The 16223-nt window shown below is 63.3% G+C and carries 13 protein-coding genes and 1 pseudogene; 11 read left to right on the forward strand and 3 right to left on the reverse strand.

What is annotated here, in order from left to right; all coding sequences use genetic code 11:
- Positions 1-9 precede the first annotated feature (9 nt).
- Genes tssE through QNH97_RS16025 form a run of 7 tightly spaced genes read left to right on the forward strand, consistent with a single transcriptional unit; the run spans position 10 to position 8988 of the window.
- Positions 10-453 (forward strand): type VI secretion system baseplate subunit TssE, encoded by a 444-nt coding sequence (gene tssE / locus QNH97_RS15995; RefSeq protein ID WP_283552875.1) that lies wholly within the window; start codon positions 10-12, stop codon positions 451-453.
- Positions 437-2227, forward strand: a complete 1791-nt coding sequence (tssF, locus tag QNH97_RS16000; protein WP_283552876.1) for a type VI secretion system baseplate subunit TssF — start codon at positions 437-439, stop codon at positions 2225-2227. The genes tssE and tssF overlap by 17 nt, the downstream gene beginning before the upstream one ends.
- Positions 2191-3216 (forward strand): type VI secretion system baseplate subunit TssG, encoded by a 1026-nt coding sequence (tssG, locus tag QNH97_RS16005; RefSeq protein WP_283552877.1) that lies wholly within the window; start codon positions 2191-2193, stop codon positions 3214-3216. Before tssF ends, tssG begins: the two co-directional genes overlap by 37 nt.
- Before the next feature lies 1 nt (position 3217).
- Positions 3218-5761, forward strand: coding sequence for a type VI secretion system ATPase TssH (gene tssH / locus QNH97_RS16010; RefSeq protein ID WP_283552878.1), 2544 nt, complete (start codon positions 3218-3220; stop codon positions 5759-5761).
- Positions 5762-5817: 56 nt separating this feature from the next.
- Positions 5818-6387: a hypothetical protein gene (locus QNH97_RS16015; protein WP_283552879.1), complete on the forward strand. Its 570-nt coding sequence runs from the start codon at positions 5818-5820 to the stop codon at positions 6385-6387.
- A gap of 35 nt (positions 6388-6422) precedes the next feature.
- Positions 6423-8432 (forward strand): type VI secretion system tip protein TssI/VgrG, encoded by a 2010-nt coding sequence (tssI, locus tag QNH97_RS16020; protein ID WP_283552880.1) that lies wholly within the window; start codon positions 6423-6425, stop codon positions 8430-8432.
- 13 nt (positions 8433-8445) lie between these two features.
- On the forward strand, positions 8446-8988 hold the full coding sequence (locus QNH97_RS16025; RefSeq protein ID WP_283552881.1) for a toxin-antitoxin system YwqK family antitoxin: 543 nt from the start codon (positions 8446-8448) through the stop codon (positions 8986-8988).
- A gap of 180 nt (positions 8989-9168) precedes the next feature.
- Here QNH97_RS16025 and QNH97_RS16030 read toward each other — a convergent pair whose 3' ends face one another.
- Positions 9169-9564 carry a DUF4280 domain-containing protein gene (locus QNH97_RS16030; RefSeq protein WP_025213233.1) on the reverse strand — a complete coding sequence of 132 codons (396 nt, stop codon included), beginning with the start codon at positions 9562-9564 and terminating at the stop codon, positions 9169-9171.
- Positions 9565-9761: 197 nt separating this feature from the next.
- Here QNH97_RS16030 and QNH97_RS16035 point away from each other — a divergent pair, with 197 nt between their 5' ends.
- From QNH97_RS16035 to QNH97_RS16045, 3 genes are all read left to right on the forward strand, one after another.
- On the forward strand, positions 9762-10829 hold the full coding sequence (locus QNH97_RS16035; RefSeq protein WP_283552882.1) for a phosphotransferase family protein: 1068 nt from the start codon (positions 9762-9764) through the stop codon (positions 10827-10829).
- A 24-nt stretch (positions 10830-10853) separates the two neighbouring features.
- Positions 10854-11621, forward strand: a complete 768-nt coding sequence (locus tag QNH97_RS16040; RefSeq protein WP_003180553.1) for an SDR family oxidoreductase — start codon at positions 10854-10856, stop codon at positions 11619-11621.
- 231 nt (positions 11622-11852) lie between these two features.
- Entirely contained in the window at positions 11853-12965 is a 1113-nt protein-coding gene (locus tag QNH97_RS16045) for a Gfo/Idh/MocA family protein (RefSeq protein WP_283552883.1), read from the forward strand.
- Positions 12966-13150: 185 nt separating this feature from the next.
- Here the strand turns inward: QNH97_RS16045 and QNH97_RS16050 are convergent, their stop codons facing one another.
- Both QNH97_RS16050 and QNH97_RS16055 read right to left on the reverse strand, forming a co-directional pair.
- Positions 13151-14581 carry an FAD/NAD(P)-binding protein gene (locus tag QNH97_RS16050; RefSeq protein ID WP_283552884.1) on the reverse strand — a complete coding sequence of 477 codons (1431 nt, stop codon included), beginning with the start codon at positions 14579-14581 and terminating at the stop codon, positions 13151-13153.
- A 14-nt stretch (positions 14582-14595) separates the two neighbouring features.
- Positions 14596-15159 carry a helix-turn-helix domain-containing protein gene (locus QNH97_RS16055; RefSeq protein ID WP_283552885.1) on the reverse strand — a complete coding sequence of 188 codons (564 nt, stop codon included), beginning with the start codon at positions 15157-15159 and terminating at the stop codon, positions 14596-14598.
- A 3-nt stretch (positions 15160-15162) separates the two neighbouring features.
- Between QNH97_RS16055 and QNH97_RS16060 the strand changes: the two are divergent.
- A pseudogene (locus QNH97_RS16060) lies at positions 15163-16178 on the forward strand (DMT family transporter).
- Positions 16179-16223: the final 45 nt, after the last annotated feature.

Genomic DNA, 16223 nt, shown 5'->3' on the forward strand with positions numbered 1-16223 from the left:
AGCGCGCCCATGGCCGGCTTCGGGCTTCGCCCGCCGCTGTTCGATCGCCTGGCCAGCCCGGCGGACGATTCGGGGCGGACGTTCGATCGACAGGCGTTGCAGGACTCGGTCCATGCCGAACTGCAACGCCTGTTCAATACCCGACGCGGCCCACGGGCGCTGACCGAGCCCCCGAGCATCCTGGACTACGGCATCGCCGACTGGACCGCACTGCAACAGCAGCGCAGCGATGACCGGCGCCAACTGACCCGGGAAATTCGCCAGGCCATCACCCACTTCGAACCTCGCCTGCGCTTGGGTGAGGTGCAGGTCAGCCCGGTACCCGGTCATCCGCAGCAACTGAGCATACGGCTATTGGGCGAGCTGCGCGGCGACTCGCATGCATGGCCCGTGGCCTTTGTCATCGAGCACGCCGGCGACGGCCTCGAGGTACGACATGAGCGACTCGATTGACCCGCAACTGCTGGACTATTACCAGCGCGAACTGACCTGGCTGCGGCACGCCGGGAGCCTGTTCGCCGAACGTTACCCCAAGGTTGCCAGGCGTCTGGAGTTGTCCCCCGGTGAATGCCCCGACCCGCACGTCGAGCGCCTTCTAGAAGGCTTCGCGTTGTTGGCCGCGCGCCTGCAGCGCAGGCTCGATGACGATTACGCCGAGTTCAGCGACGCCCTGCTTGAACAGCTTTACCCACTGGCCATGCGCCCGTTGCCATCGTGCGCAATCGTGCAGTTCGAACCCGACCCGAGCAAAGGCAACCTCAACGAGGGCTACCCGCTGCCCCGTGACACCCCGTTGTTCGTCACGACCGACAAGGGCCAGAGCATTCATTTCCGTACCTCGGCTGCCGTGCACTTGTGGCCAGTAGAAGTCAGCGAAGCGTTACTGCTGGGCAGTGACGAGGCCCAGGCGCTGACCGGCGTGGTCCAGGCCCGCTCGGCCTTGCGCCTGAACCTGCGTTGCCTGGGGGAAAGCCAATGGTCGAGCCTGGGCATCGATCATCTGCGGGTGCACTTGGCCGCCTCACCGATGATCAATGCCTGGCTGTACGACTTGCTTGGCGCCCATGCCGTCAAGGTTCTGGCCGGCCCGCCGGGTAGCGTGCCGGAACCGCTGATGGGTTTGCCGAACATCGTCGGTTTCGCCAGTGATGAAGTCTTGTTGCCGGACGAAGACGGTGTACATCCCGGCATGCGCTTGCTAGCGGAGTACTTCGCCTTTCCCGACAAATTCGGCTTTTTCGACCTGCCATTGGCCGGGGCTACCAGCGACGGCCCATCGTTGTACCTGTACATCGTGTTCGACCGCGCGCCCGCCAGCCGCCTGCCGCTCCAGGCCAGCGACATCGCCCTGGGCTGCGCCCCGGTGATCAACCTGTTCCCCAGGACCTCCGAGCCGCTGCGCCCGGACGGCACCCGCAGCGAATACCGCCTGGTGGCCGACAGTCATCGGGAGAACAGTGTCGAGATCCACAGCATCCGAGGCATGCGCGCCACGTCCAGCCAGGGCGTGCGCAAAGTGCCGGCCTACTACGGCAGCCAGCACGGCAGCGACCAGCCGTGCTATTGGCATGCACGACGGGTCAGCGGCATGAGCCCGAACCGGCTGGGCACCGATGTGATGGTCAGCCTGGTGGATACCCGACTCGACCCACTGGCCGAAACCGGGGACTACAGCCTCACGGCGGAACTGTTGTGCACCAACCGACACCTGGCCCAGAGCCTGCCGGCCGGCACCCCGTTGGGGTTCGAGCGTCCCGGGCCCGTGGCCTGGGCCCGCCTGCGCAACCCTCCCAGCCCCCAAAGCCTGCCACGCCTGGACGGTGAGTCGCGCTGGCGGTTGGTGTCGCAATTGACGCTGAACCATTTATCACTGGTCGAAGGTCCCCAGGCGCTGGACGCGCTGCGCGAGATTCTCGAACTGCACAATTTGCGCGACGAGGCCAGCGCCCGTCGCCAGATCGAAGGGGTATCGGGGCTGGGCTGCGAGCGTGTCATCGCCCACGTCGGCGAAGACGCCTGGCGTGGCTGGCGTAACGGGCTGGAAGTGCGCCTGCAACTGGATCCGCAGCATTTCGTCGGCAGCAGCGCCGTACTGTTCTCCGGGGTACTGGCGCAGTTCTTCTCCCTTTATGCCACCGCCAATCGCTTCGTGCGCACAGCGCTGGTTCAGTCCGACAAGGAGGTGAAAACATGGCAACCCCAAGCCGGCAAACCCCTGACGCTCTGAACCTGAGCCAACGGCTGCGGCGTGACCCACAACGCTTCGAATGGCTCCAGGCCTTATTGCTGCTGGAGCGCGAACATCCCCAGGCCGAACCCTTGGGCAGCGGCACCGCGCCGCACGCCGAAGCCTTGCGCCTGCGCGGGCCGTTGACGCCGCTGTTCGCCGCCAGTGAAGTCGAAAGCCTTAACCAGGAACCCGGTTCGCAACCGATCCTGACCACGCCGATCTTTGGCCTCGGCGGCCCCGACGGTCCCCTGCCCTACGCTTATCAGGAATGGCTGCAACAACGGGCGCGGGCGCGGGATCATGCGCCGGCGGAATTTCTCGACCTGTTCCAGCATCGCTTGCTCAGCCTGCTCTATAAGGTGATGCGCAAGCATCGCATCGCCCTGGGTTTCACCGCGCCTGGAGCCTCCGCGGTACACGCGCAATTGCGAGCCCTGACCGGCCTGTTGCCCAAGGCCTTGCAGGAGCGCCAGGCCGCGCCCGATTCCGCCGTGCTGGCCTGCACCGCCCTGTACGCCGATGGCCGGCGCTCCCTGGCCGGGTTCGCGGCGATTGTCCGCGAGCAGTTCGGGCTGCCGGTGGAGCTGACGGCTTACGAAGGGGGCTGGCGGGAAATTCCGTCCGCCAGTCGCAGCCGCTTGCAGCCGGGCGGCCGTAACCTGCGCCTGGGTCGCAGCGCCGTGGCCGGTACCCGGGTCTGGGACGAACATGCCGGTGTGCGCCTGACCCTCGGCCCGCTGAGCGTTGCCCAGGCCCATGGTTTGCTGCCCAACGGCGAGACCCATCCGCTACTCGCCAGCCTGTATGCCTTGTATTTCGGCCCAGACCTGGATTGCACCCTGGTATTGCTGATCCGTGGCGCCTGGCCTCTGCAACTGGGCCACCAAGCGCCGCCACGGTTGAACTGGAACGGCGGTCTGCAACGCCAGCCGAGCCTGGCCGTGCAACGGATCGTCACCCGCCTTCGTCAGCCGGAGATCGCCTGAAATGGAACTGGCCAGCCTGATCGGGCGCCTCAACCCGGACAACCGTCGCGCCCTGGAACGGGCCGCGCAACGCTGCATGCAGCGCAGCCATCATTACGTGGAAATCGAACACCTGCTGCTGGAGTTGCTGGACATCGAAGGCGGTGACTTCGGCTGCCTGCTGCCGCGCTTCGGCCTGGAACGTGACGCGGTGGCGGCGGAAACCAACAAGGCCCTGGACCTGTTCAAGTCCGGCAGCACCCGCACGCCCGCCCTGTCGGCGCAGACCATCGGCCTGTTGGAAGACGCCGTGGTCCAGGCCAGTGTGCTGGGCCTGGACAGCATTCGCTCCGGACTGTTGCTGTTGGCGTTGCTGGACCGTGACGAGCGTCGCAGCCTGCTGCTCAACAGCGCCTCGTCATTGCTGCGCATTCCCCGGGACGCCCTGCGCGCACATTTATTGGAATGGACCGAGAGCTCCCGCGAACATGTCGCTGGCGTGCGTGCGGTCAAACCCGGTGAAGCGCCGCAAAAGCAGGACCCAGTACTCGACCAATACACCCAGGACTTGACCGCCGACGCCCGGGCCGGACGCATCGACCCCATCGTCGGTCGCGACGGGGAGATTCGCCAGTGCATCGATATCCTGCTCCGGCGCCGGCAGAACAACCCAATCCTGGTGGGCGCGCCGGGGGTCGGCAAGACCGCCGTGGTGGAAGGCCTGGCCCTGCGCATTGCCGCCGGGGATGTGCCGCCGTCTTTGCAGGAAGTCACCCTGCGCGTGCTCGATCTCGGCTTGTTGCAGGCCGGCGCGGGGGTCAAAGGCGAGTTCGAACAGCGCCTCAAAGGCGTGATCGACGCGGTCCGCAGCGCCGAAAAACCGATCATTCTATTCATCGACGAAGCCCACACCCTGATCGGCGCCGGCGGCGCAGAGGGCGGCAGTGACGCCGCCAATCTGCTCAAACCGGCCCTGGCCCGGGGCGAGCTGCGCACCCTGGCCGCCACCACCTGGCTTGAGTACAAAAAATATTTCGAGAAAGACCCGGCCCTGGCCCGGCGCTTCCAGTTGGTGCAAGTCGAAGAACCGGACGAACTCACCGCCGTGGAAATGCTCCGTGGCGTGGCAACCAAACTGGAACAGCACCACGGTGTGCAGGTGCTGGACGCGGCCATCCACGAAGCGGTGAAACTGTCCCACCGCTACATCTCCGGACGCCAGCTGCCGGACAAAGCCATCAGCGTCCTCGACACCGCCTGCGCCCGGGTCGCCCTCGGCCAGCACGATGTACCGCCCCCCCTGGAAAGCCTGCGCCACCGCCAGAACAGTCTCAAGGACGAAGTCGAACGCCTGCGCCGGGAACAGGCCACCGGCCTGGACCATCGCGAACGCATCACCCTGCTGGAAAGCGAATCGACCAACAACGTGCAGGCCATTCGCGAGCTGGAAACCCGCTGGGGCGAAGAGCGCGAAGCGGTGCGCGAACTGCTCGACACAAGGCGCGAACTGCTGGCCTTGAGCGAACGCGCCGACAGTGAAAAACCCGACACCGAGATCGATAACCGCATCGACCACCTGGCCGCCGAATTGTTGCGCCTGGAGGCCGGCCTCGATGCCATTCGCCAGGACGATCCGCTGGTGCCGGAACAGGTGGACAGCAAGACCGTCGCCGCCGTGATCGCCGGTTGGACCGGCATCCCGGTCGGCAAGATGCTCGCCGACGAAGCCCACGCCGTGCGCACCCTCGGCCAGCGCATGGGCCAGCGAGTCATGGGCCAAAGCACGGCGCTGAACACCATCGCCCAACGTCTGCAAGCCTACCGCGCCGGCCTCACCGACCCGCAGAAACCGGTCGGGGTGTTCCTGCTGGTGGGCCCCACCGGCGTGGGCAAGACAGAGACCGCCTACGCCCTGGCCGACGCCTTGTATGGCGGCGAACGCAACCTGATCAGCATCAACCTTTCCGAATATCAGGAGGCCCACACCGTCAGCCAACTCAAGGGCGCTCCACCCGGCTACGTCGGCTACGGCAGCGGCGGCGTGCTCACCGAAGCGGTGCGGCGCAAACCCTATTCGGTGGTGCTGCTGGATGAAATCGAAAAGGCCCACCCGGATGTGCTCGAGGCGTTTTACAACGTCTTCGACAAAGGCCTGATGGAAGACGGCACCGGCCTGGTGGTGGACTTCAAGAACACCGTGATGCTCGCCACCAGCAACGTCGGCGCCGAACTGCTGCTGGACACACCCCCCGCGCAACTGGGCACTGATGCCTTCAACGAAGCCTTGCACAAGGTCCTGCTGCAAGCGTTTCGCCCGGCGTTCCTGGCGCGCATGACGGTGGTGGCGTATCGACCGCTGGATGAGGCGACGCTGGAGGGGATTGTGCTGGCGAAACTGGAGAAATTACGTGGCCGCTACAAGGCCGCGACCGGTAAGCAATTCGAGTTTGATGCCGGGATCGTCAAGGCCGTGTTGGCCAAATGCAGCGCGGCTGGAGCACGGGATGTCGAAAATGTGTTGATGACGCAGGTGACCGGGAAGTTGGCGGAGTGGGTGTTGGAGTAATACTGCTAAACCGGCCGACTTTTACAACAGTTTCTTACTCAGCGGAGACAGGCATCATGACGGAAGGAGACTTTTTGAACGTTGTATTGCAAGCGGCTGGCGTCCATCCGCAAGACTTCTCCGGCACACCCAGCCAGTTCAATAAAAGCTGGACTTCGAACGGCCCGTGGGAAAGCGCCGCCCAAGTTGAGATTTCCTACCACCTCCAACGTGGCTACGGGATCACTGCCAAGGTCAGGGAGATCAGTTACCCCTGGCCTTACAGCGCAGAGAAGGTGGATTTCTATTTCGTTCTTCTGGGCAAGAGTTATGCAGTGGAAATCAAGGTAGAGAGCACAAACGGAGATTTCGGGGGGGCGAACCTTCAGGAATCCATCACCCGGGATGTCAACAAGCTCCACGGGTTCAAGGCTGATAATCGCTGGGTCGTTGTCGTCGCTACAAGCCAGAAAAATCGTGAGTTGCTGGACAAGACATTGAACCGTGGTGATTCATGGGTCTTCGATGCCGAGGGGTCCTTTACCGCTTATCTCTGCAACATAGACACGTACCCTCATGGCCTTCCTATCAGTCGATCGAGCGAATTAAGCGCGCCGTACAATTTCATCACCACTCATTACAGCTGACGCCTGCGTTTTTCTTGAAGTCGTGAGGACTTTCAATGCCCCGCTCCACCGACAGCAACACCACCCTCTCCCTCACCGCCGCCTCGCTGTCGGCGCTGTACCCTGATTCGCTGTCCGGCGAAGAAAGCCTCAATGCATTGGGCTCGCACATCCTCAACGGTATCAACGACGGCGCTTCGTTGACCCTCACCACTGCCGTCGCCAGCCACGTCACCACGACGCTGCACAAGGATGCCCTGCTGCGCCCCATGGATTTTCTGGTGGCCGAAGTCCGCCAGCTCCCTGCCGATGCCACCGCCGAGCGTTATCAACTCTTGTTGCGGCCATGGCTGTGGTGGCTGAGCCTTGCCAGCAACAACCGGGTGTTCCAGAACCTCGCCACGTCGGACATCGTCACCACGATTTTCAAGGCCCATGGTTTCACCGACTTCCAGCTCAAACTCACCGGCAGCTACACCCCGCGCGAATACTGCGTGCAATACGGCGAGACTGATCTGGCGTTCGTCTCGCGTCTGATGGAAGAGGACGGGATCTTCTGGTTCTTCGCCCATGCAGAAGGCACGCACACCCTGGTACTGGCCGACAGCAACGACGCCTTCGCGCCCATTCCCAATGGGCCGACAGTGAATTATCTCGGGCAAAACATCGGCGGGCGGGAACTGCACGGCATTCGCGCCGGGCATGTGTGTCTGCAAGCGGTGGCCGGGGTTTATCAGGCAACCGACTACGAATTCACCACGCCGACGACATCGCTCTACAGCCAGGCCGAAGCCGTGGCCGGGCCGAGTTCGATGTACGAACATCCGGGTGGGTATACCGTCAAGGCTCAAGGCGACGCCTTGACCAAACAGCGGGTGGATGGCTTGCGCAGCCTGGAGAAGCGTTTTGTCGGCGAGAGCGACTGCCGCTGGTTGGTGCCGGGGTATTGGTTCACCCTCGCCGGCCATGAAGACACGACGCTGAATATCGACTGGCTGGTGACCTCGGTCAGCCACGAAGCCAGCCATGACAGTTATCGCAACCGCTTCGAAGCGATCCCCAAGGCCACCGCTTATCGACCGGCCCGCATCACGCCAAAACCACGCATGCACACCCAGACGGCGCTGGTGGTGGGCAAGGCCGGTGAAGAAATCTGGACCGACGAGTACGGGCGGATCAAGTTGCAGTTTCCCTGGGACCGCACCGGCAAGAACGACGAAACCTCGTCCTGCTGGGTGCGCGTTGTGTTGCCCTGGAGTGGCAAAGGTTTTGGCATGCAGTTCGTGCCGCGTATCGGCCAGGAAGTGATCGTGACCTTCATTGACGGCGACCCGGACCGGCCTCTGGTGACCGGTTGCGTCTATAACGGCGACAACGCCCTGCCCTACGCGTTGCCGGCGAACCAGACCCAGTCCGGGATCAAGACCAATTCATCCAAGGGCAGCGGCGGTTTCAATGAGCTGCGTTTCGAAGACAAGAAGGATGCCGAGGAGGTGTTTCTCCAGGCCCAGAAGGACTTCAACATCAACGTGCTCAACGACACCACCGCCACCGTCGGCCATGACGAAACCCTCACGGTGCAAAACGCTCGCACCCGCACGGTCAAGGAAGGCGACGAGACCATCACCCTGGAGAAGGGCAAACGCAGCGTGACCCTCCAGACCGGCAGCGACAGCCTTGATGTGAAAGACACCCGCACCGTCACCGTGGGCTCGGACCAGAACCACAGCACAGGCGGCAACTTCACGCACAAAGTCACCGGCAACTACGACTTGACGGTGGACGGCAACCTGACCATCAAGGTCAGCGGCACCCTGACCCTGCAAAGCGGCGGCAGTTTCGCGATCAAGAGCGGCGCGGACCTGGCGGCCCAGGCCAGCACATCGATCAGTCAGAAAGCCGGCACGGCCCTGAGCAACCAGGCCGGTACGTCGCTGGAAAACAAGGCCGGCACCACCCTGACCAACGATGCCGGTATCAGCCTGGTGAACAAGGCCGCCGCCGAACAGACCGTAGACGGCGGCGGCATGCTGACGATCAAGGGCGGCCTGGTGAAGGTCAACTGACAGGAGCACTGCGATGGCCTCGAAAAGACTGGACCTGGAGCGTGACGACAGCCGGCTGAGCGGGCAATTGGTCGATGGCCGGCTCGACGGCGCGTTGCAGATTGAAGAAGCACAACGACCGCAGGCAAAACTCAACTACAGCCAGGGTGAACTGCAAGGCACCAGCACCCTGTATCACCCCAATGGAAGGGTCTCGGCGGTGTTGCCCTTCGTGAAAGGCAAGTTGCAGGGTGTGGCGAGCTTTTACGCGGCTGAAGGCGGATTGCAGCGCCAGGCCTCTTACCGCCATGGCTTGTTGCACGGTGAGGCGAACAATTACTTCCCCGACGGGCAACTGGCCGAAGCCGAGTTCTATCGCGACGGCGTGCGCGACGGTCGCTATCGCCGCCTGCACGCCAATGGCAACCCCGCCGTCGAGGCCCGCTACCTCAATGGCCAACTGCTGGAACCGGCCCACGCCTACGCCCAGGACGGCCGCCCGCTGGATGCCGACGGCAAGCCGATCTCCCGGGTGCGCTGGTGGTTCAGGCGCTGGAATGATCCGGCGCAGGCATAACTATCGTCTTACCCCCTTCCCCCTGTGGGAGCGAGCTTGCTCGCGATGAGGCCGGCACATCCAACATCACCATAAGCTGACACACCGCTATCGCGAGCAAGCTCGCTCCCACAGGGGATTGATGGTGGACCTGAATTTCGCGCTCCCACAGGATCTGTGCAATGCCTGCAAGATTACCAGTCAGGGAATCAACATCTGCACCTGCCCCGGCACGACGATCTTGATCACTCCGGCCCAGGTGCACATCAAGGTGCTGTTGGCGTCGATGGCCGGCATGTTGCCCAGCAACAGGGTCGGCGCGCCGCCGGGGATCCATGGGGTAGCCGTGGCGGGAATGCACGGCATGGGGGTCAGTACGCCCAGCGCTGCCGCAGTCGCCGCGGCCACGGTCGGGTTCGCCAGGCTCTGGCACATGCCGAAGGTGGTGATGTTCACCAGTGGGATGTGATCCATGATGTTCGCCGCCGGCATCCCGCCGGTCAGCAAGCGATTGACCGGTAGCACATTGAGCACCGCCGGGGCCGCGCCAAAGCTGCATTGCAAAGTTGCGGTGCCACAGACTTGCGGGCATCCCATCGCGGTTGCTCCCTGAAAGCGACAGACCCTCAAACCTTAGCCCGTGCACGGCCACCGCGCACGCCCGCGTGCATCAGGCCCGCTGATTATCCGGCAACACGCTAACCTATAAGACCCGGGCGTGCTTGTGACGCCTCCCACGCGCCATTAGATTAGCCAATGATCGATGGCCTCCAAAATAAGCAGAAGGGATAAGCATGGCGTTTACTGATCAGTCCACCCGGGTGCGCGACGGTGAAGAACTCGACGCCAACCTGATCGACCCGTACCTCAAGGCCCACATTCCAGGCCTCGTCGGCATGCCACGGATCAGCCAGTTTCCCGGGGGCGCGTCGAACCTGACCTATCTGCTGGAGTACCCCGAACAGGAGTTCGTCCTGCGCCGTCCGCCGTTCGGCCACAAGGCCAAGTCCGCCCACGACATGGGCCGCGAATTCCGCATCCTCAATCAACTGCGCGAGGCTTTCCCCTACTGCCCGAAAGCCTACGTGCACTGCACCGACGAGTCGGTGATGGGTGCGGAGTTCTACGTGATGGAACGGGTCAAGGGCATCATCCTGCGCTCCGAACTGCCGCCGGAACTGGGCTTCGATGCCGCCCGCACCGAAGCGCTGTGCAAGAGCTTCATCGACAGGCTCGTCGAATTGCATCAGGTCGACTATAACGCCTGCGGCCTTAGCGACCTGGGCAAGCCCGAAGGCTACGTGGCCCGGCAGATCCGTGGCTGGAGCGATCGCTACGAAAAAGCCCTGACCCCCGATGCGCCGAAATGGGAGGCGGTCAAGGCCTGGCTCAACGACAAGATGCCCGCCGATCATCCTACGTCGAGCATCGTCCACAACGACTACCGTTTCGACAATGTCATCCTCGATCCGGAGAACCCGATGCAGATCATCGGCGTGCTGGACTGGGAACTGACCACCCTCGGCGATCCGTTGATGGACTTGGGCAATAGCCTCGCCTACTGGATCGAGGCCGGCGACCCGGCACCGGTGCAATTGATGCGCCGCCAGCCCAGCCATGCGCCTGGCATGCTGACCCGCCGCGAGTTCGTCGATTACTACGCCGAGCGCGCCGGGATCCGCATCGACAACTTCGATTTCTATTACACCTACGGCCTGTTCCGCCTGGCCGGCATCGTCCAGCAGATCTACTACCGCTTCTTCCACGGCCAGACCCAGGACAAACGCTTCGCGCAGTTCGTTCAGATGAACCAACTGCTGGAGCAGATGAGCCTGCAGGTCATCGACAAATCCACGCTCTGAGCGCACCTATAACAAGGAAACAGCATGTCCAAGACCCAGTTGTTCGACCTCGACGGTAAAATCGCTTTTGTTTCCGGCGCCAGCCGCGGCATCGGCGAAGCCATCGCCAAATTGCTGGCCCAGCAAGGTGCCCATGTGATTGTGTCCAGCCGCAAGCTCGACGGTTGCCAGCATGTGGCCGACGCCATCATCGCCGCCGGCGGCAAGGCCACCGCCATCGCTTGCCACATCGGGGAAATGGAGCAGATCAGCCAGGTGTTCGCTGGCATCCGCGAACAGTTCGGGCGCCTGGATATCCTGGTGAATAACGCTGCCACCAACCCGCAATTCTGCAACGTCCTGGACACCGACCTGGGCGCATTCCAGAAAACCGTGGACGTGAACATTCGCGGCTATTTCTTCATGTCGGTGGAAGCCGGCAAGCTGATGCGCGAGAACGGCGGCGGCAGCATCATCAACGTGGCGTCGATCAATGGCATCTCGCCGGGGATCTTCCAGGGCATCTATTCGGTGACCAAGGCCGCGGTAATCAACATGACCAAGGTCTTCGCCAAGGAATGCGCGCAGTTCGGCATTCGCTGCAACGCCTTGCTGCCGGGCCTGACCGACACCAAGTTCGCCTCGGCGCTGGTCAAGAACGACGCCATCCTGAAAACCGCCCTGGCGCAGATCCCCCTCAAGCGCGTGGCCGACCCGAGCGAAATGGCCGGCGCGGTGTTGTACCTGGCCAGTGATGCGTCGAGCTACACCACGGGTGTGGCGCTGAATGTGGATGGTGGGTTCTTGTCCTGAGAATGAACGCCATGGCAGACCTATGAGAAACCCTGTGGGAGCGAGCTTGCTCGCGATGGCATTGCATCAGTCAAACCGGTACTGCTGACCCACCGCTATCGCGAGCAAGCTCGCTCCCACAAGGGATCCTCTGTGATCGCACAAATGAATATTTATTCCAACATTTGCAATTAGCGAATATTTATTCCATAAATAGCCCTTCTGAAATAAAAATTCAAAGGGCTCTTTCTCATGCGTGAACTCGGCATCGGTCTGATTGGCACCGGCTTCATGGGCCGTGCCCATGCCTTGGCGTTCCACAATGCCAAAGCGGTGTTCGACCTCCCCCTGAACCTGACACTGGCGGCCCTCGCCGACGCCGATCCGCAGCGTGCCCGGCAGTGCGCCCAAAGCTGGGGGTTCGAGACGGCCCATAGCGACTGGCAACAGCTGATCGATGACCCAAAGGTCAACCTGATCGCCATCACCACGCCCAACCATCTGCACTTCCCGATGGCCATGGCGGCCCTGGCCGCAGGCAAGCCGGTCTACTGTGAAAAGCCCCTGGCAGTATCCCTGGAGCAGGCCGAGCAGATGCGCCAGGCCGCCAAAGCGGCCGGCGTGGTGACGCGGGTCGGCTACAACTACCAGCACAATCCGATCATCCAACTGGCGCGGGACCTGCTCCAACGCGGAGAACTGGGGCAGATCATAAGTTTCCAGGGCGAATTCAGCGAAGACTTCATGGCCGACCCGACCTCGCCGTGGTCATGGCGCTGCGAAGCGGCCCACGCTGGTGGTGCGCTGGCCGACCTGGGCAGTCACTTGCTGGCCATGGCCCGTCATTTGTTGGGTGATGTCGAGGCGGTGTGCGCCGACAGCCAGACCGTGCACATCCAGCGTCCCGTCAGCGCTGGCAATACCGAACAACGCGCCATCGCCGTGGATGACCAGGTCCACGCCCTGCTGCGTTTCGCCAACGGCGCCCGAGGCACGGTGAGCAGCAGTTGGCTCAAGCATGGCTACAAGAACCACCTGAGTTTCGAAATCAGCGGCACCCTGGGCACGCTGGCGTTCGACCAGGAACGGCTTAATGAGCTGCGCCTGTGTCGCGTCGGCCAGACCGGATTCCAGCGTTTGCTGGCCGGCCCGGATTTACCGGGCTACGCCGCGTTCAGCCCGGCGGCCGGACATCAGTTGGGGTACAACGAATTGAAGACGCTGGAGGTGCAGGAACTGATCATGGCCCTGGCCGGCGAAGGCGGCAGCGGCACGGACTTCGAAGAGGCCTGGGAAGTGGAGCGGCTGGCGACGGCGATTCGGGTGGCGGCGCGGGAGCAGCGTTGGGTGAAAATCAGTGAATAGTCACTGCCCGCCGCTGATCCGCTTTTGTGGCGAGGGAGCTTGCTCCCGCTGGGCTACGAAGTAGCCCCAAAACCATTCACCTTGGTGTGCCAGGTTGATTGCGTTCAGCCTCTTGGGGTTGCTTCGCAACCCAGCGGGAGCAAGCTCCCTCGCCACGGGGGACGGGGTCAATCTGAATGTTGGGTTTACAACTCAACCAACCGCGCCGCCAGCGCCTTGGCCTGGCTCGCCACGTCGGTCACGGCAGTGCTTTCCCACCACATCCCCCGCAGTGGCGGGCCCATGGCGAACAGCCGCTGGGCGGGTTCGCCTTGGGCGTCCAGCACCGCACCGTCAGCACGGGCAGCGATGCCCAGGGCCAGCGGCCCCGGCTGGATCAGACCTCGAGCCAGCAGCTGTCGCGGCAACGGTCGCGCCACGCGGCGCCAGTCATATTCGATACCGCTGGAGTTGATCAGCGCTGCGCCTTGCACCACGGTCAGTCCGGTCTCGCCCCGACGGCGGATGCGAATACCCACCGTACCCTCGGCGGATGACGCCAGGCCCTTGAACGACGCCGCCTGGATCCGCAACCGCCCTTCCCCATGCAGACGCGCCACCAGCTCGGCGCTCAACGGCGGCGAACGGTGGTGGTGGCTCTCCCACCAGGGCCGTACATGCCGGACGAACTGCCGGCGCTGCACATCACTGGCCTGGTTCCACAAACGCCCGATGTGCGCGCGTACCGTGTCCAATGGCGCCTGCCAATCAATGCCCTCGGCCATCGCCTGACGGCATTGTTCACGCAGAGCCCGCATCAACTGGCGTGGCGAACGCAGACTGTGATCTTCGGCGAGGAAATCCACCCAGGCCGGCGGCTGGCGGCGCACATGGGGTAACAGGCCATGGCGGGAAAACACTTCAATCGGGCCACGGTGCCCGGCCTGCTCCAGAGACACCACGGCGTCGACCATGGTCAGCCCCGAGCCGATGATCAACACTGTCGACTGCGGGTCGAGCTGGCGCATCGCAGCCACATCCCAAGGATCCAGGGCCGCGGCATTGACACCGTTGGATTCGGTCAGCGGCGTTCGCGCCGCCGGGAACATGCCGGTGGCCAGCACCGCGAAACGTCCATGCAAGGCCTTTCCATCGTTCAATGTCACCTGCACAGCGTCGTCCACGAGCTGCACATCCACCACCTCTGCGCACACGTGCTCCACCATCGAGCCGTTCTGTGCGCCCACCGCGCGGGCTTCGGCCAAGCGTTGTTGCACATACAAACCAAAGATTCCCCGGGGTGGGAACAGCTCGCTGACCGGCACATGTTGCTGATCCGATTCCGGCCAGCCGCCAGCCTCGATGAACGCGGTGAGCCATTGGGTCAGGTCATCGGCGTTGTCCGGATCGACGCTCATCCGCGCCGCGTTGCCGTTCAAGGTGTGCCCCAGCTCCACGGCACTGTAGGCCTCGCCCCGGCCCAGTTCGCTGCGCGGCTCGACGATCAGCACCTCGCGTCGGCCGGGCAGGCGCAGCAACTGCGCCGCCAGCATGGCGCCACTCAGGCCGCCGCCGATGATCAGGATATCGGCTTCGCGGGTGAGGCCGCTCGCCTGTCGATCCAACGCTATGTCCATACCGCTCTCCAGGATCAAATCACCACATTGCGGACGAATCTCGCCGCCACCGGCCCATCGTTGCGATAGGCATGGGGCTGGTTGCTGGCGAACATGAAAAATTCACCGGCGTCGATCCGGCGCTCTTCGCTGCCCAACAGCAGGGTCAGGCAGCCCTCGAACACATAGAGCTGCTCGCTCCAACCCTCGGCGTCGGGTTCGGAAGGGTAATGCTCACCGGGCTCCAGGCGCCACTCCCAGAGCTCGACTTCGCGACTGGCAGTGGCTTTGGCCAGCAGCACGGCTTTGCTGCCGGGGATGGTACCGGCCCAGGCCAACTCGTTGATGCGGCTCGGGTCGCGAGCGTCGGGGGCCTGGATCAAATCACTGAAGGCCACGTCGAGGGCTTCGGCGACCCGGTCCAGGGTGGTCAGGCTGACGTTCTTTTCCCCGGCCTCGATGGCCACCAGCATCCGCCGACTGACCCCGGAGCGCTCCGCCAGCGCGGTCTGGCTGAGCTGAGCGGCGTGCCGCAGGCGGCGGACGTTCTGGCTGACGTGTTGCAGGACGGAGGCCCGCTGGCCATTTTCTTTGTGCACTGTATGGCTCATCTGTTGGGGTTGCGCATTATACTGCCCAACTGTTCGGGCGCATTGTGCGTCCGCCTCAAGTGGCGCGCAAGGTCATGGCATCGGTGAATACCCCTCAAGCTTCCTCCCGTTTCTCCCGATTCAGCAAGGCCGAATGCGTGCTGGTGCTGATCACCATGATCTGGGGCGGAACTTTCTTGCTGGTACAGCACGCCATGACGGTCAGCGGACCGATGTTTTTCGTCGGCCTGCGTTTCGCTGCCGCGGCGGCGTTTGTCGCGCTGTTCTCCTGGCGCCACCTGCGGGAGTTGACCCTGTTCGAACTCAAGGCCGGCTGCTTCATCGGCGTGGCAATCATGCTCGGCTATGGCTTGCAGACCGTCGGCCTGCAGACCATCCCCAGCAGCCAGTCGGCATTCATCACCGCGCTTTACGTGCCCTTCGTACCACTGCTGCAGTGGTTGGTGCTGGGCCGTCGGCCGGGGTTGATGCCGAGCATCGGCATCATGCTGGCGTTCACCGGACTGATGCTGGTCTCGGGTCCGGCGGGCGCCTCGTTGAACTTCAGCGCTGGCGAAATCGCCACGTTGATCAGCGCCATCGCGATTGCCGCCGAAATCATTCTGATCAGCGCCTATGCCGGCCAGGTCGATGTGCGCCGGGTGACCGTGGTGCAACTGGCGAGCACGGCGGTACTGGCATTTCTGATGGTGGTGCCAACCCAGGAAGCAATCCCGGATTTCTCCTGGTTGCTGCTGGTCAGCGCCCTGGGCCTGGGAGCCGCCAGTGCAGCGATTCAGGTGGCGATGAACTGGGCGCAGAAAAGTGTCTCGCCCACCCGCGCCACGTTGATCTACGCCGGCGAGCCGGTATGGGCCGGCATTGCCGGACGCCTGGCGGGCGAACGGTTGCCGGCGATTGCCTTGTTCGGCGCGGCGCTGATTGTGGCGGCGGTGATTGTCAGTGAGCTGAAAACCCGAGGCAAAGGTGTCGTCGTGGAAGATGAGGTGCTTGAGCGCGAGGGTTAAGCCTCGTTTAGAAATCGTGTTTCCTATCCTCCTGAAACAATACAA

It is taken from the genome of Pseudomonas sp. G2-4, assembly GCF_030064125.1.
GTDB lineage: Bacteria > Pseudomonadota > Gammaproteobacteria > Pseudomonadales > Pseudomonadaceae > Aquipseudomonas.